We start from the raw sequence: 14,648 nt of genomic DNA on the forward strand, positions 1-14,648 counted from the left end.
CGCGGTTCAGATGAGCCGCTCGGCGGCGAGGTAGTCGACGAGCTGCTGGGCGGCGGTGCCGTCGTCGGTGACGAGCCGTCCAGCCTGACGGGCCGGCCGCTCGGCGGCGCTCACGACCACCGACCTCGCCGCCGGTGCAGCGACGCCGAGATCGGTGATCCCGACCGTGGTCACGGGCTTCTTCTTGGCCGCGAGGATGCCCTTGAACCCCGGGAAGCGCGGTTCGGCGCTGCGCTCGGTGACCGAGATCACAGCGGGCAGCGCGGCGTGCGCGTCGATTGTGCCGTACTCGGTGGCGCGCACGCCCGAGACGCGGTCGGCCGAGATGTCCACAGCGTCGAGGGACGTGAGGTGGGGCACTCCGAGGCGCTCGGCGAGCATCGCGGCCAGAACCCCGCCCCGGCCATCCGTCGACTCGTTGCCGGTGACCACCAGGTCCCAGCCGGTGCCGATCGCGGCCGCGAGGACGGTCGCCGTCCAGCCGAGGTCGGCCCCCGCGAGTGCGCGGTCGACGACGTGCACCCCCGAGTCGGCTCCCATCGCGAGCCCCTTCTTGAGCACGTCGGCGGCGGATGCCGGGCCCATCGTCACGACGACGACCTCGGTCGACTTGTCGGCGTCCTTGGCTCTCAGGGCGATCTCGATGGCGCGCTCGCCGATCTCGTCGATGATCGCGTCACTCGCGCCGCGATCGAGCCAGCCGGTGGACGTGTCGAGCCGCCGGTCGCCCCACGTGTCGGGCACCTGCTTGACGAGAACGACGATCTTCATGAGCGCGATCCTTTGCTGAGGAAGCGTCGGCGCATCCTCAGCCCCAAAAATACCGCCGCCGACTCGCCGCCGCCCAGACTTTGTAGGGTGCCGCCGAACCGGACGGGTCTACGGTGAGGAGTGATGGAAGAGAACGTGAACGAGCCCGGCGTGCGCTTCGAGGTCGACGGGGCGGTCGGCATCGTGACCCTCGATCGTCCACGGGCCCTCAACGCCCTCACCCACGACATGGTGCGGGCGATCGCGGCGAACCTCGACGAGTGGGAGCACGACGCCGACGTGCTCCGCGTTCTCATCGAGGGGGCGGGAGATCGCGCGTTCTGCGCCGGGGGCGACGTCGTCGAGCTGCGGCGGGATGCCCTGGCCGGCGGGTCGGCGGCGCTCGACTTCTGGCGCGACGAGTACACCCTCAACGCTCGCATCGCCCGCTACCCGAAGCCCGTGGTCTCGATCATGGACGGGCTCGCGCTCGGGGGCGGAGTCGGTCTCGCGGGGCACTCCAGCCACCGGGTCGTGACCGAGCGGGCGAGCGTCGGCATGCCGGAGACGACGATCGGCTTCGTGCCGGATGTCGGCGGTACGTGGCTGCTGTCGCGGCTTCCCGGCGAGGTCGGCACCTGGCTGGCCCTGACGTCGACCGCGGTCGGGCCCGCGGACGCCATCACCGCGGGGCTCGCGGACTGGTTCGTCCCGCAGCGCCGCATCCCGGAGCTCCGGGCCGCCCTCGCGACCGCCGGCCCTGACGAGACGATCGCCTCGGTCTCCGCGATCCCACCCAGAACGGCCCTCGACAAGGACCGGGAATGGATCGATTCCGCCTTCGCGTACGACGACGTCGCCGAGATCGTGGATGCCCTGCGCGCCGCCGACCGCACCGAGCCCCTCGAGGCGCTCCTGCAGCGCTCGCCGACCTCGCTCGTGCTCACCCTCGAGTCGCTCCGGCGCAGCAAGCGGCTCCCGGACGTCGAATCGGCGCTCCAGCAGGAGTACCGGGTCGCGGCGCGGGTGCTGCGCACACCCGACTTCGCGGAGGGCATTCGCGCTCAGCTCGTCGACAAGGACCGGGCTCCGCAGTGGGACCCGCCGACGATCGGCGCCGTCGACCGCGCACAGGTGGAGTCGTTCTTCGAGCCGCTTCCCGAGGGAGACCTCGAGCTGCCGCCACCCCCCGCGGCCTTCTGATCGCCCGCAATCCCGCGTTTTCCTGGAGGACCCATGACCGAGACGATCCTGACCGAGACCCGTGGCCGAGTGGGCATCGTGACCCTGCATCGACCGGACGCCCTCAACGCGCTCAATACCACCCTCATGCGAGAGCTCATCGAGGCGCTCGAGGCCTTCGACGCCGACGAGGGCATCGGAGCGATCGTGCTCACGGGGTCCGAGCGCGCCTTCGCGGCGGGCGCCGACATCAAGGAGATGGCGGCCATCAGCCACGCGGAGGTGATCGCACGCGACCTCTTCTCGACCTGGGACCGGTTGGGGCGCATCCGCATCCCGATTCTCGCGGCGGTGTCAGGCTTCGCCCTCGGCGGCGGGTGCGAGCTCGCGATGATGTGCGACACCGTGTTCGCCTCGGAGTCGGCCAAGTTCGGTCAGCCGGAGATCTCGCTCGGGGTCATCCCGGGTCTCGGCGGTTCGCAGCGGCTGACTCGCGCGGTCGGCAAGGCGACGGCCATGGACCTCGTGCTCACGGGTCGAACGATCGACGCGGCGGAGGCGGCGCGACTGGGCATCGTCGCTCGTGTGCTGCCCGCGGACTCGCTCCTCGAGGAGACGATCTCCGTCGCCACCGGAATCGCGGGGCGGTCGCGGCCCGCGGTGATCGCGGCGAAGGAGTCCGTGAACCGGGCGTTCGAGTCATCCCTCGCCGAGGGCCTCCTGTTCGAGCGCCGCGCGTTCTACGGGCTGTTCGCGACGGATGACCGTGCCGAGGGCATGGCAGCGTTCATCGAGAAGCGACCGCCGGAGTTCCGGCACCGGTAGCCGCTACAGGCGCTCGATGATCGTCACGTTCGCCTGACCCCCGGCCTCGCACATCGTCTGCAGACCGAAGCGGCCCCCGGTGCGCTCGAGCTCGTGCAGCATGCCGGTGAGGAGCTTGGCGCCGGTCGCACCGAGCGGATGGCCGAGGGCGATCGCGCCGCCGTTGGGGTTCACGCGCGCCATGTCGGGGCGGAGCTCCCGCTCCCACGCGAGCACGACCGCGGCGAAGGCTTCGTTGATCTCCACGACGTCCATGTCGTCGAGCGTCATCCCCGCGCGGTCCAGCGCGACCCGCGTCGCCTCGATGGGCGCCGTGAGCATCACCACGGGGTCGCCGGCGCGAGCGGAGAGGTGGTGGATGCGCGCCCGAGGCGTGAGTCCGTGGTCCCGAACCGCTCGCTCGGAGGCGATGAGGAGCGCCGCACTGCCGTCGGAGACCTGCGACGCGGTGGCGGCGGTGTGTGCGCCGCCCTCGCGGATCGGGGGCAGCGACGCGATCTTCTCGCGGTTCGGCTCACGCGGCCCCTCGTCGGCGGCGGCGTCGCCGAGCGGCGCGATCTCGCGGTCGAAGCGACGGTCGGCGACGGCGGCGAGCGCGCGTTCGTGCGAGCGGATCGCGTACTCCTCGAGCTCCTCGCGCGACAGCCCCCAGCGCTCGACGATGAGTTCGGCGCCGCGGAACTGCGAGATCTCCTGCCGACCGTAGCGCTCCTCCCAGCCGCTCGAACCGGTGAACGGGTCGTCGAACCCGAACTCCCGAGCTATGCCGAGCGAGGCCTGGATGGGGATCGCCGACATGTGCTGCGTGCCGCCCGCGACGACGAGGTCGCTCGTGCCGCTCATGACGGCCTGAGTCGCGTACGAGACGGCTTGCTGGCCAGAGCCGCACTGCCGGTCCACGGTAGTGCCGGGCACGTGCTCGGGAAGGCCCGCGGCTAGCCAGGCACTGCGGGCCACATCCATGCCCTGGGGGCCGATCTGGTCGAGGCAGCCGAGGATCACCTCGTCGACGGCGGCCGGGTCGAGGTCGACGCGCTCGAAGAGGGCCTTGAGGGGGTGTGCCGCCAGGTCGAGCGGATGCACGCCGGCGAGCGATCCGCCGCGCCGCGTGACGGGCGACCGCACCGCCTCGACGATGTACGCCTCGGCCACGGCTACAGGTCCAGGCTCTCTCCGGGCTCGAGCACGACGTACTCGCCCCCGCCCTGCGCCGCCGCCCACTCGAGGCGCGGGTTGGAGAGGTTCTTGCCGATCGCGGAGATGGTCGCGTCGTGCACGGGGAAGACTCGGCGGGGCGAGACGGCGACGACGTAGTCCATCGCCTCGCCGATCTTGAGCCACGGCGCTCCGATCGGAGCCGCGAGCACCTCGACCGTCGCGTCCGGCACGGAGTAGGAGTCGCCCCCGTAGTAGTACTCGCCGTCGACGAGCACTCCGACGTTGTCGATCACCGGGATGGACTCGTGGATGACGGCGTGCTCGCCGCCGAAGAAGCTCAGCGTGAAGGGCTCGATCTCGACCGTGTCGCCGGGAGCCACGACCTCGACCTCGAGGTCGCCCGCGGCGGCGGCGACGCCGGCGGGGCCGAGGAGGCGGGCATCCGGGTTCTTCTGCCGGATGCGCTCGATGTGCTCGGCCGTCCAGTGGTCGGCGTGCTCGTGGGTGATCACGATCGCGACGACGCCGGTGACGTCGTCGAGGGGGAGCGTGAACGCACCGGGGTCGATGATGAGCGCACTGCTGGACTTCTCGATCACCTGGCAGGCGTGCTCGTGCTTGGTCACCTTCATGCCTCGAGCTTAGAACCGGGTAGTTGCGGATGATACCCCCGGGGGGTATAGGGTTGACAGCATGATCGCCGACCTGAAGAAACGCGCGCTGCACCGCAGCCGCATCATCGAAGGCCAGATCCGCGGACTCGAGAAGATGATCGAGAACGAGGACTACTGCGTCGACATCGTCACGCAGTCGCTGGCCATCCAGAAGTCGCTGCGCAGCCTCAACAAACTGCTCGTCGAGAACCACTTGCGCACCCACGTCGCCGACATGTTCGAGCAGGGCGGCGAGCACGTCGATCACGCCGTCGAGGAACTGCTGCGCGTGTACGAGATCTCCAACAACCGCTCGGAGTAGGACCATGACCGACCACAGCCACATGCACCACGATCACCAGGGCCACGGCTCGCACGACCACGGCTCCCACCACCACGGCGGCGGGCACGACGCGCACGCGGGCCACGGCGGCGGCGACCACTCGCACCACGACCCGGCGATCTTCCGCCGCAAGTTCTGGATCAGTCTCGCCCTCACGATCCCCACGCTCGTCTTCTCCGAGGGCCTCCAAGACATCCTCGGGCTCTCTGGCCCGCGCTTCCCCGGCAGCCAGTTCATCCCCGCAGTGTTCGGGCTCGCGATCTTCGTCTACGGCGGCCTCGTGTTCCTCCGCGGCGCCGTGACCGAGCTTCGCGCGAAGCAGCCCGGCATGATGACGCTCATCTCCCTCGCGATCGTCGTCGCGTTCGGCTACAGCGCGGCGGTCACGCTCGGTCTGCCCGGCATGGACTTCTGGTGGGAGCTCGCTACGCTCATCACGATCATGCTCCTCGGCCACTGGATCGAGATGAGCGCCGTCATGGGCGCCCAGAACGCGCTCGGCGAGCTCGCCAAGCTGCTTCCCGACGAGGCGGACGTGCTGCACGGCGACCACGTCATGACTATGCCGGTGTCGAGTCTCTCGGTCGGCGACCTCGTGCTCGTGCGGCCCGGAGCCGCTGTCCCCGTCGACGGCGAGGTCGTCGAGGGGCAGTCGGAGGTCGACGAGTCGCTCCTCACGGGCGAGTCGGCCGCGGTCGCCAAGTCGGTGGGCTCGACCGTCATCGGCGGCGCGGTGAACGGTGCCGGTGCGCTCACCGTGCGCGTGACGCGTACGGGAGGCGACACCGCCCTCGCCGGAATCATGAAGCTCGTCGCCGACGCCCAGTCGAGCAAGTCGACGGCCCAGCTTCTCGCCGACCGCGCTGCCGCCCTCCTGTTCTACGTCGCGCTCGGCTCGGCGATCGTGACGGTGCTCGTGTGGGCGCTCCTGGTGCCGGATGACCCCGCCTTCGTCCTCGAGCGCGTGGTCAGCGTTCTCGTCATCGCGTGCCCCCACGCCCTGGGCCTCGCGATCCCGCTCGTGTCCCAGATCTCCACCGCCCTCGGCGCGAAGAACGGCATCCTCGTCAAGAACCGCCTCGCCCTCGAGGAGGCGCGCACGATCGACGTGGTGCTCTTCGACAAGACGGGCACGCTGACGACGGGGTCGCAGGGCGTGGCTGCCGTGGCTGTCGCCGACGGCCGCACCGAGGAGGAGGTGCTCGCGCTCGCGGCGTCCGTGGAGGCGTCGTCCGAGCATCCCATCGCCCGGGCAATCGTCGCGGAGGCGGCGGAGCGGGGCGTCCCGGTTGCGAAGGCGACGGGCTTCGCCGCGCTCGCCGGCCGCGGCGCGCAGGCGACCGTCGACGGCCGCGAGGTGCTCGTGGTGAGCCAGCGCGTCATCACCGAGCGTGGCCTCGTTCTGCCCGTGTCCTTCGTGCAGTCGGCTCGCGACCTCGCCGGGAGCGGGGCGACGATCGTCTATGTGCTCTCCGGGGACGAGGTGCTCGGGATGATCGGCCTCGCCGACACCGTGCGCCCCGAGTCCCTCGAGGCTGTGCGCGACCTCACCGCTCGCGGTGTTCGCGTGGCGATGCTCACCGGCGACTCGCACGAGGTCGCGACGTGGGTCGCGCGCCAGCTCGGCATCGAGGAGGTCTTCGCCCAGGTGCTGCCCGGCGAGAAGGCGGACGTGGTGCGCCGACTGCAGCAGTCGGGTCGCGTCGCGATGGTCGGCGACGGCATCAACGATGCCCCGGCGCTCGCCCAGGCGGACGTCGGCATCGCGATCGGTGCGGGCACGGATGTCGCGATCGAGTCGGCCGGCATCGTGCTCGCCTCGAGCGACCCGCGCGGTGTCGCCTCGATGCTCGCCCTCAGCAAGGCGACCTGGCGCAAGGAGGTGCAGAACCTCTTCTGGGCGACCGGCTACAACGCGATCGGCATCCCGCTCGCGGCGGGGGCGGCGTACGGCGCCGGCATCCTGCTGCCGCCCGCGCTCGCGGCTGTCTTCATGTCCGTCTCGACGATCGTCGTCGCCCTCAACGCCCAGCTGCTGCGCCTCACTCGGCTCGGATCGGCCGCGCGTCGGGAGTGACGCCGATCCGCGCCATACTGGGCGCATGACGTCGATGTCCCGCCGCCTCGTCGTGGCGATCAACCCGACCGCCTCGTTCGGCAAGGGCCGTGATGTGGGTCCGGCCGTCGTCCAGACACTCAGGGCTCTCGGCCACGACGTGACGAGCCTGCAGGAACCCGACTTCGAGCAGCTCATGGAGTCGGGGCGGCGGGCGGTCGCCTCGAAGCCCGACGCGCTGATCGTCGTCGGCGGCGACGGCATGGTCAACCTCGGAGCCAACCTCGTCGCCAAGACGAAGGTGCCACTCGGCATCGTGCCCTCCGGTACGGGAAACGACATGGCGCGGGGCCTGGGCATCCCGTTCGACAACACCGAGGCGGCGATCCGCGCTCTCATCGACGCCCTCGAACGCCCGCCGCGAGTCGTGGATGCCGGGCGCGTGCACTTCGTCGACGACGACGGCGCGGCTGCCGAGCGCTGGTTCGCGTGCGTGCTCTCGGCGGGTTTCGACGCGATCGTGAACGAGCGCGCCAACCACATGCGCCGCCCGCGGGGTGCCAGCAGGTACCTCATCGCTCTCGGCCTCGAGCTCGCCCGGCTGCGGCCCATCCACTACCGGCTGGAGCTCGACGGCGAGGTGCTCGAGACGAGCGGCGCCCTCATCAGCGTCGGCAACAACGTCTCCCTCGGCGGGGGAATGAAGGTGACGCCCGATGCGGAGCTCGACGATGGCCTGCTCGACGTGCTCGTCGTGAAGGCGCTCTCGCGGGTGTCGTTCCTGCGCATCTTCCCTCGCGTCTTCGAGGGCACGCACGTTACCGACCCGCGGGTGAGCATCCATCGCGCGAAGCGGGTCCGCATCGAGGCGGACGGTCTCGTCGCCTACGCCGACGGTGAGCGGTTCGGAGCGCTTCCCATCGACATCGAGGTCGTGCCGAACGCCCTGCGCCTGCTCGAGACTCGCGGCTAGGGGTACAGCTAGGCGGCGGCGTCCGTGGCGACGCACGAGTAGCGCGTCACCTCGACGCCGTCCTCCTCTGCAGTGGACACGACGAACTCCTGCTTCGGCTTGGCGCCTTCCGCCGCCGACGCCACGAAGGCTTCGAACGAGTCGGAGCACGCCGCCGACACGGCATTCTGCAGGCCGCCGCCCGCGTCGATGTCGGCCTTCGTGAGCGATCCCTGTCCGATGACGATGTGGGTGTGCGTCGTGGCGCACGGCACGACGGTCGCCTCGGCCATGTTCGTGCCGTCGATGAAGCTGAAGCAGTCGCCGACGGTGAGAGCAGTGGAGCGGATGTCCGCCGGCTCGGTCACTCGACCGTCGGCGTCGCGGGCGGGGCCGCCGAGGCCGAGCACGGAGCAGCCCGCGAGCGAGGCCGCTGTGAGAATCAGGATGAGAGCGGTGCGCATGGTGCTGGCCATGGTTCGGTTCCCCCGGGAATGGTCAGGTGCTCGGACGGTTTTGGTCAGGGTGTGCCGGGTGTGGCATACTCTTCTAGTTGTCTGACGGCCCCATCGTATAGAGGCCTAGTACGCCGCCCTCTCACGGCGGTAACGCGGGTTCGAATCCCGCTGGGGTCACAATAGCGAAAACCCCCGGTCCTGCCGGGGGTTTTCTGCTGTTCGGGATGCTCGGGCGTCAGCCCTTCTTGAGCTTCTCCACCTCGGCGTCGACGGCGGCGTCGGTGATGACGCCGTGCTTGCCGAACACGTCGATGGCCTGAAAGAGCGCGGCGATGCCCATGCCGCCGATGACCCAGCCGGGCCAGAAGTAGCCCGCGCCGGTCATCCACCACACGAAGGTGACAATGGCGGACACCGCGAGCCAGACGAGCAGATAGCGGTAGAAGTCGGAGCGTGCCTTGAGGCGCTTCACTGCGAGTGAGCGCAATTCGTCATCGTTCATGCACCCGAGACTATCGCGCTAGAATGGCGACGCGAAGGGGAGTATCCCGCCCCATCGAGCCCGTCAGTACGAACCCCGACGCCGTGGTTCCGGGCCGGTGACGCGCAGCAGTTCCGAGGGCAGCGCGGGGGAGAGACTTTCGGCAGTTCCCCATACCCTCCTCTCCTGAACGGATCCCATGGAAGCCGCACTGCCCGCTTGGTTCGAGATCACCTCGTTCGTCGTCCTCCTGCTCATCCTCGCCGCCGACCTGGTGCTCGCCTACAAGCGCCCGCACATCCCGTCGACCAGAGAGTCGGCGCTGTGGGTGGCGTTCTATGTCGGGCTCGCGCTCGTCTTCGCGGGCCTCATGCTCTGGCAGGGCTCGGTCGACCACGCGGCGGAGTTCATCGCCGGCTGGGTGACCGAGTACTCGTTGTCGATCGACAACCTGTTCGTCTTCGTCATCATCATGGCGAGGTTCTCGGTGCCCCGGAAGTACCAGCAGGAGGTGCTCATGGTGGGCATCCTCATCGCCCTCGTGCTGCGCGGCGTCTTCATCCTGCTCGGCGCTCAGCTCATCGAGAACTTCTCCTGGATCTTCTACCTCTTCGGAGCGTTCCTGCTCTACACCGCCATCCGGCAGGCCTTCGAGAAGCACGACGACATGGAGGAGACCGAGAACGGGGTCATCCGCTTCCTCCGCAAGCGCATCGCGATCTCCGACACCTATGACGGAGCGAAGCTGCGCACCGTCATCGACGGGCGCAAGGTCTTCACGCCGATCCTCGTCGTCTTCATCGCCCTCGGTCTCACCGATCTCGTCTTCGCCATCGACTCGATCCCGGCCATCTTCGGCATCACGCAGGATCCGTTCATCGTCTTCACCGCGAACGTGTTCGCCCTTATGGGACTGCGTCAGCTGTACTTCCTCCTCGGCGACCTCATCGACAAGCTCGAGTACCTGCACTACGGCATCGCGTTCATCCTCGGATTCATCGGGGTGAAGCTCTTCTTCCACGCCCTGCACGTGAACGAGCTGCCGTTCATCAACGGCGGCGAGCACGTCGACTGGGCCCCCGAGATCTCGACGTGGACCTCCCTCGCGGTCATCCTCGTCGCGATGGCCATCGCGGTCGTCGCGAGCCTCATCAAGATCCGCGTGGATGCCCGGCGCTCGCCCGCCATCGAGCAGGAGCCGAGCGAGAGCACCCCCGCCGAGTAGCGCTCGGCGGCAGTGCTACTCTCGGAGAATGCGTTTCGGCCGACTTCTTCTTCGTCGCCGCGACGGGGCCTAGCCACTAGCCTCCCTCGTCGCGGAGTCCGCTATGGGCTGGATACGGAATCGAAGAAGGACAAGCATCCATGACTGAAGCAGCACGACCCCGCACTCTCGCCGAGAAGGTGTGGGATGACCACCTGGTCGTCAAGGGCGAGAACGGCAGCCCCGACCTCATCTACATCGACCTGCACCTCGTGCACGAGGTCACGTCGCCGCAGGCGTTCGACGGGCTCCGGATGGCCGGTCGTCCCGTACGCCGACCGGATCTGACGATCGCGACCGAGGACCACAACACCCCGACCCTGCTGATCGACCGGCCGATCGCCGACCCGATCAGCCGCACTCAGATCGAGACCCTGCGCACGAACGCCCAGGAGTTCGGCATCCGCCTGCACTCGCTGGGCGACATCGAGCAGGGAATCGTGCACGTCGTCGGCCCGCAGCTGGGCCTCACGATGCCGGGCATCACGGTCGTGTGCGGTGACTCGCACACCTCGACGCACGGCGCGTTCGGCGCGATGGCGTTCGGCATCGGCACGAGCGAGGTCGAGCACGTGCTCGCGACTCAGACGCTGCCGCTCAAGCCGTTCAAGACGATGGCGATCACGGTCGAGGGCACCCTCAAGCCGGGGGTGACGGCGAAGGACATCATCCTCGCGGTCATCGCGAAGATCGGCACCGGCGGCGGTCAGGGCTACGTCCTGGAGTACCGCGGCAGTGCCATCCGCTCGCTCTCCATGGAGGGCCGGATGACGATCTGCAACATGTCGATCGAAGCGGGAGCCCGCGCGGGAATGGTCGCCCCCGACCAGACCACGTACGACTACCTCAAGGGACGGCCCCACGCGCCTCAGGGTGCCGAGTGGGATGCCGCCGTCGCCTACTGGAACACGCTCGCGACCGATGACGACGCCGTGTTCGACGCCGAGGTCTTCCTCGACGCGGACGAGCTCGAACCGTTCGTGACGTGGGGCACCAATCCCGGTCAGGGCGTCTCGCTCAACGACTCGGTGCCCGATCCTGCGGCATTCGACGACCCCAACGACCGCGCTGCCGCCGAGCGCGCGCTCGAGTACATGGACCTCACGGCGGGTACGCCGATGAAGGAGATCCCCGTCGACGCCGTCTTCATGGGATCGTGCACCAACAGCCGCATCGAGGACCTGCGCGCGTTCGCGGAGATCATCAAGGGTCGCAAGAAGGCCGACAATGTGCGGGTCATGGTCGTCCCGGGCTCGGCGCGCGTGCGCATCGAGGCCGAAGCGGAGGGCATCGACAAGATCGTCGAGGAGTTCGGTGCGGAGTGGCGCTTCGCGGGCTGCTCGATGTGTCTCGGTATGAATCCCGACCAGCTCGCGCCGGGGGAGCGCTGTGCATCCACCTCGAACCGCAACTTCGAGGGGCGGCAGGGCAAGGGCGGTCGAACGCACCTGGTCTCGCCTGTCGTCGCCGCGGCGACCGCCATCCGGGGAACGCTCTCGAGCCCCGCCGACCTGAGCGTGGAGGTGTCCGCATAATGGAGCCCATCTCGACTGTCGCCGGCATCGGAGTCCCCCTCCAGCGCTCGAATGTCGACACCGACCAGATCATCCCTGCGCAGTTCCTCAAGCGCGTAACGAAGACCGGATTCGACGACGCCCTGTTCTACGGGTGGCGTCAGGACCCGGACTTCGTGCTGAATCGCGAGCCCTACCGCGTCGAGCAGCCGGGCACGGAGACGCGCATCCTCATCGCCGGCCCGGACTTCGGCACCGGGTCGAGCCGTGAGCACGCCGTGTGGGCGCTGCGCGACTACGGTTTCGCTGCGGTGCTGAGTTCGCGCTTCGGCGATATCTTCCGGGGCAACTCCGGCAAGCAGGGGCTTCTCGCGGCGCAGTTGAGTGAGAAGGACATCGAGACGATTTGGCTGATCGTCGACGAGCATCCGGGAATAGCGGTCTCGGTCGACCTTGTTGCCAAGACAGTGACCGTCGGAACTGCCAGCTTCCCTTTCGAGATCGACGATTACACTAGGTGGCGTTTGCTCGAGGGCCTTGACGACATCGGCCTCACGCTCCGTGATGAGAACCACATCACCGAGTTCGAGTCCCGCCGCGAGAGCTGGCGGCCCACCACACTTCCGGCTCGCTAATCGGGCTCGGCGAACCGAGAACAAGAGGTGACCATGAATTCACTGACCAAGGATGCCCAGAAGGCGGCCGAGCGAGTGGGTTTACTGTCCGACAAGATCGTGATCAACGGCGGAAAGCCGCTCAAGGGCCGCGTCGATGTGCGCGGGGCCAAGAACCTCGCGACGAAGGCGATGGTCGCCGCTCTCCTTGCGGACAGCCCCAGCCACCTTCTCGACGTCCCCGACATCAGTGATGTCGGTGTCGTGACCGGGATGCTCGGTGCCTACGGCGTCTCCGTGACGAAGGTCGGCGAGGGCGAGCTGCTGCTCGACCCGACGAACGTGCTCAAGGCGCAGTTCCATGAGATCGACGCGCTCGCCGGCTCGAGCCGCATTCCGATCCTGTTCTGCGGTCCGCTCCTGCACCGACTGGGCGAGGCGCTCATCCCCGACCTCGGCGGCTGCCGCATCGGCGACCGGCCGATCGACTTCCACATGGACGCTCTGCGTGCGTTCGGCGCGATCGTGGACAAGAGCTACGAGGGCATCCGCCTGACGGCGCCCAACGGGCTCAAGGGCGCGAACATCGAGCTGCCCTACCCGAGCGTGGGCGCGACCGAGCAGGTGCTCCTGACGGCGGTGCTCGCCGAGGGGGTCACCGAGCTCAAGAACGCGGCCATCGAGCCCGAGATCATGGATCTCATCGCGATCCTCCAGAAGATGGGCGCGATCATCAATGTCGAGCCGAACCGCGTCATCTTCATCGAGGGCGTCGAGAAGCTCGAGGGCTACACGCACCGGGCGCTGTTCGACCGCAACGAGGCCGCGAGCTGGGCATCCGCTGCGCTCGCTACCAAGGGCGACATCTTCGTCGCCGGCGCGAAGCAGCAGGAGCTCATGACGTTCCTCAACATCTTCCGCAAGGTGGGGGGCAAGTTCGACATCCACGAGGACGGGATCCGCTTCTACCACCCCGGCACTCCGCTCAAGCCGGTTGTCGTCGAGACCGACGTGCACCCGGGCTTCATGACGGACTGGCAGCAGCCCCTCATCGTCGCTCTCACGCAGGCGGAGGGCCGCAGCGTGGTGCACGAGACCGTGTACGAGAACCGCTTCGGCTTCACTGATGCGCTCATCGAGATGGGCGCCGACATCGTCGTGCACAAGGATGGCCTCGAGTCGGTGACGCGGCGCGTGCCCCGTCGTCCGCTCGAGCAGGCCGCGGTCATCGTCGGCCCGACCGCGCTGCACGGGGCGGATGTCGAGATCCCCGACCTTCGCGGCGGGTTCAGCCACCTCATCGCGGCGCTGACCGCCGATGGCACCTCGACGGTGTCGAACATCGGACTCATCAGCCGCGGCTACGAGCACTTCATCGACAAGCTCGCCGACCTCGGCGCCGACTTCTCGTTCGAGGACTAGCTCGGTGGCGCGGCGGCGCGACGAGCGGACGTTCGGCTGGTGGCTGCTCGCGGCCATCGTCATCCCGTTCCTCAAGCTGGGCGGGCGATACCGCTTCCACCACCTCGACCGCGTGCCGGAGTCGGGCGCGTTCATCCTTGCGCCCAACCACTACACGAACCTCGATCCGCTCGTGACGGCGTACACGCTGTGGCGGGCCCGCCGGGTGCCGCGGTTCCTCGCGAAGGCGAGTCTCTTCCGGGTGCCGGTAGTCGGCGCGATCCTGCGCGCGTCGGGGCAGATCCCGGTGGAGCGGCAGGGTGCCGTCGCCGGGGGAGCGGACCCGCTCGCTGCTGCGTCCCGACTCGTGGACCATGGCCTCGCGGTTATCGTCTACCCGGAGGGCACCCTCACTCGCGATCCGGAGATCTGGCCGATGCGCGGCAAGTTCGGTGCCGTGCGTCTCGCGCTGGAGCACGGCGTGCCGATCTATCCGTGCGCGACGTGGGGCGTTCACCGCATCCTGCCGCGCTACTCGAAGAAGCTCAGCCTGTTCCCGCGCAAGGACGTCGACATCGTCATCGGCGAGCCCCTGGATCTCTCGCCGTGGAGGGACGAGCCCCGCACCGGAGCGACCTACGCCGAGGCGACGAACTCGGTGATGCAGGCGATCACCGCCCTTCTCGAGGAGCTGCGCGGCGAGAAAGCCCCCCTCGAGCGGTGGGACCCCGCAGCGCACGGGCAGAGCGAGATCGGGCGCTACGACGAGCCCGGCGCGGGCGCGGGCGCGAACCAGCTCTGACGCCACTTGCCGGCAGCTTGGCGCAGCTCATCTCGCTGAAGGCGGGCGGCTACGCTGCGGCGACGCGTGGTGTGGTTGATCTGGTGGGTGTCCAGTGGGGGATGCCGGGTCCTCGGATTTCGGGGAGTCCGTCTGTGATGCGCCAGTGCCAGGGTCCGGTGTCGACGGTGTGGTGGTGCCAGTAGCAGAGCAGGA

At 68.7% G+C, this 14,648-nt stretch carries 15 protein-coding genes and 1 tRNA gene; 11 read left to right on the forward strand and 5 right to left on the reverse strand.

Features of this window, described 5'->3' with window-relative positions; translation table 11 throughout:
• Positions 1–6: 6 nt before the first annotated feature.
• Positions 7–771 (reverse strand): electron transfer flavoprotein subunit beta/FixA family protein, encoded by a 765-nt coding sequence (locus Q5716_RS13925; RefSeq protein WP_305003758.1) that lies wholly within the window; start codon positions 769–771, stop codon positions 7–9.
• Between the two features lie 123 nt (positions 772–894).
• Here Q5716_RS13925 and Q5716_RS13930 point away from each other — a divergent pair, with 123 nt between their 5' ends.
• Entirely contained in the window at positions 895–1,953 is a 1,059-nt protein-coding gene (locus Q5716_RS13930; RefSeq protein ID WP_305003759.1) for an enoyl-CoA hydratase/isomerase family protein, read from the forward strand.
• Positions 1,954–1,986: 33 nt separating this feature from the next.
• Positions 1,987–2,757 (forward strand): enoyl-CoA hydratase, encoded by a 771-nt coding sequence (locus tag Q5716_RS13935; protein ID WP_305003760.1) that lies wholly within the window; start codon positions 1,987–1,989, stop codon positions 2,755–2,757.
• Between the two features lie 3 nt (positions 2,758–2,760).
• Here Q5716_RS13935 and Q5716_RS13940 read toward each other — a convergent pair whose 3' ends face one another.
• Together Q5716_RS13940 and Q5716_RS13945 are read right to left on the reverse strand one after the other, a co-directional pair.
• Positions 2,761–3,909: an acetyl-CoA C-acetyltransferase gene (locus Q5716_RS13940; RefSeq protein ID WP_305003761.1), complete on the reverse strand. Its 1,149-nt coding sequence runs from the start codon at positions 3,907–3,909 to the stop codon at positions 2,761–2,763.
• A 2-nt stretch (positions 3,910–3,911) separates the two neighbouring features.
• The gene (locus Q5716_RS13945; protein ID WP_305003762.1) at positions 3,912–4,547 is read right to left on the reverse strand and encodes an MBL fold metallo-hydrolase; all 636 of its coding nucleotides are present in this window, start codon (positions 4,545–4,547) and stop codon (positions 3,912–3,914) included.
• A gap of 61 nt (positions 4,548–4,608) precedes the next feature.
• Between Q5716_RS13945 and Q5716_RS13950 the strand changes: the two genes are divergently transcribed.
• The 3 genes from Q5716_RS13950 to Q5716_RS13960 are packed head-to-tail and all read left to right on the forward strand — an operon-like array spanning position 4,609 to position 7,940.
• On the forward strand, positions 4,609–4,890 hold the full coding sequence (locus Q5716_RS13950) for a metal-sensitive transcriptional regulator (protein ID WP_305003763.1): 282 nt from the start codon (positions 4,609–4,611) through the stop codon (positions 4,888–4,890).
• 4 nt (positions 4,891–4,894) lie between these two features.
• The gene (locus Q5716_RS13955) at positions 4,895–6,988 is read left to right on the forward strand and encodes a heavy metal translocating P-type ATPase (protein ID WP_305003764.1); all 2,094 of its coding nucleotides are present in this window, start codon (positions 4,895–4,897) and stop codon (positions 6,986–6,988) included.
• 25 nt (positions 6,989–7,013) lie between these two features.
• On the forward strand, positions 7,014–7,940 hold the full coding sequence (locus Q5716_RS13960; protein ID WP_305003765.1) for a diacylglycerol/lipid kinase family protein: 927 nt from the start codon (positions 7,014–7,016) through the stop codon (positions 7,938–7,940).
• A gap of 8 nt (positions 7,941–7,948) precedes the next feature.
• Here Q5716_RS13960 and Q5716_RS13965 read toward each other — a convergent pair whose 3' ends face one another.
• Positions 7,949–8,395 (reverse strand): hypothetical protein, encoded by a 447-nt coding sequence (locus tag Q5716_RS13965; protein ID WP_305003766.1) that lies wholly within the window; start codon positions 8,393–8,395, stop codon positions 7,949–7,951.
• Positions 8,396–8,481: 86 nt separating this feature from the next.
• Between Q5716_RS13965 and Q5716_RS13970 the strand changes: the two genes are divergently transcribed.
• Positions 8,482–8,554 (forward strand) — tRNA-Glu (locus Q5716_RS13970).
• Positions 8,555–8,612: 58 nt separating this feature from the next.
• Here the strand turns inward: Q5716_RS13970 and Q5716_RS13975 are convergent.
• On the reverse strand, positions 8,613–8,879 hold the full coding sequence (locus tag Q5716_RS13975) for a 2TM domain-containing protein (protein ID WP_305003767.1): 267 nt from the start codon (positions 8,877–8,879) through the stop codon (positions 8,613–8,615).
• A gap of 178 nt (positions 8,880–9,057) precedes the next feature.
• On the opposite strand from Q5716_RS13975, the gene Q5716_RS13980 reads away from it, so the two are divergent.
• From Q5716_RS13980 to Q5716_RS14000, 5 genes are all read left to right on the forward strand, one after another.
• The gene (locus Q5716_RS13980; protein WP_305003768.1) at positions 9,058–10,083 is read left to right on the forward strand and encodes a TerC family protein; all 1,026 of its coding nucleotides are present in this window, start codon (positions 9,058–9,060) and stop codon (positions 10,081–10,083) included.
• 140 nt (positions 10,084–10,223) lie between these two features.
• Complete coding sequence (gene leuC / locus Q5716_RS13985; protein ID WP_305003769.1) at positions 10,224–11,657, forward strand: 3-isopropylmalate dehydratase large subunit; 1,434 nt, start codon at positions 10,224–10,226, stop codon at positions 11,655–11,657.
• Entirely contained in the window at positions 11,657–12,271 is a 615-nt protein-coding gene (leuD, locus tag Q5716_RS13990) for a 3-isopropylmalate dehydratase small subunit (protein WP_305003770.1), read from the forward strand. Before leuC ends, leuD begins: the two co-directional genes overlap by 1 nt.
• 33 nt (positions 12,272–12,304) lie before the next feature.
• On the forward strand, positions 12,305–13,672 hold the full coding sequence (murA, locus tag Q5716_RS13995) for a UDP-N-acetylglucosamine 1-carboxyvinyltransferase (RefSeq protein WP_305003771.1): 1,368 nt from the start codon (positions 12,305–12,307) through the stop codon (positions 13,670–13,672).
• A 4-nt stretch (positions 13,673–13,676) separates the two neighbouring features.
• On the forward strand, positions 13,677–14,453 hold the full coding sequence (locus Q5716_RS14000; protein WP_305003772.1) for a lysophospholipid acyltransferase family protein: 777 nt from the start codon (positions 13,677–13,679) through the stop codon (positions 14,451–14,453).
• Positions 14,454–14,648 lie beyond the last annotated feature (195 nt).

This window comes from Antiquaquibacter soli, from assembly GCF_030580675.1.
In the GTDB taxonomy this organism is placed as follows: domain Bacteria; phylum Actinomycetota; class Actinomycetes; order Actinomycetales; family Microbacteriaceae; genus Rhodoglobus; species Rhodoglobus soli.

What these genes read in the sequence shown, in the direction of transcription:
- Q5716_RS13980 (WP_305003768.1), top strand. Translation starts at nt 9,058, where the DNA reads ATGGAAGCCGCACTGCCCGCTTGGTTCGAGATCACCTCGTTCGTCGTC.
- Q5716_RS13930 (WP_305003759.1), top strand. Translation starts at nt 895, where the DNA reads ATGGAAGAGAACGTGAACGAGCCCGGCGTGCGCTTCGAGGTCGACGGG.
- Q5716_RS13960 (WP_305003765.1), top strand. Translation starts at nt 7,014, where the DNA reads ATGACGTCGATGTCCCGCCGCCTCGTCGTGGCGATCAACCCGACCGCC.
- Q5716_RS13950 (WP_305003763.1), top strand. Translation starts at nt 4,609, where the DNA reads ATGATCGCCGACCTGAAGAAACGCGCGCTGCACCGCAGCCGCATCATC.
- Q5716_RS13955 (WP_305003764.1), top strand. Translation starts at nt 4,895, where the DNA reads ATGACCGACCACAGCCACATGCACCACGATCACCAGGGCCACGGCTCG.
- Q5716_RS13925 (WP_305003758.1), bottom strand. Translation starts at nt 771, where the DNA reads ATGAAGATCGTCGTTCTCGTCAAGCAGGTGCCCGACACGTGGGGCGAC.
- murA (WP_305003771.1), top strand. Translation starts at nt 12,305, where the DNA reads ATGAATTCACTGACCAAGGATGCCCAGAAGGCGGCCGAGCGAGTGGGT.
- Q5716_RS13965 (WP_305003766.1), bottom strand. Translation starts at nt 8,395, where the DNA reads ATGGCCAGCACCATGCGCACCGCTCTCATCCTGATTCTCACAGCGGCC.
- Q5716_RS13945 (WP_305003762.1), bottom strand. Translation starts at nt 4,547, where the DNA reads ATGAAGGTGACCAAGCACGAGCACGCCTGCCAGGTGATCGAGAAGTCC.
- Q5716_RS13935 (WP_305003760.1), top strand. Translation starts at nt 1,987, where the DNA reads ATGACCGAGACGATCCTGACCGAGACCCGTGGCCGAGTGGGCATCGTG.
- Q5716_RS13975 (WP_305003767.1), bottom strand. Translation starts at nt 8,879, where the DNA reads ATGAACGATGACGAATTGCGCTCACTCGCAGTGAAGCGCCTCAAGGCA.
- leuD (WP_305003770.1), top strand. Translation starts at nt 11,657, where the DNA reads ATGGAGCCCATCTCGACTGTCGCCGGCATCGGAGTCCCCCTCCAGCGC.
- leuC (WP_305003769.1), top strand. Translation starts at nt 10,224, where the DNA reads ATGACTGAAGCAGCACGACCCCGCACTCTCGCCGAGAAGGTGTGGGAT.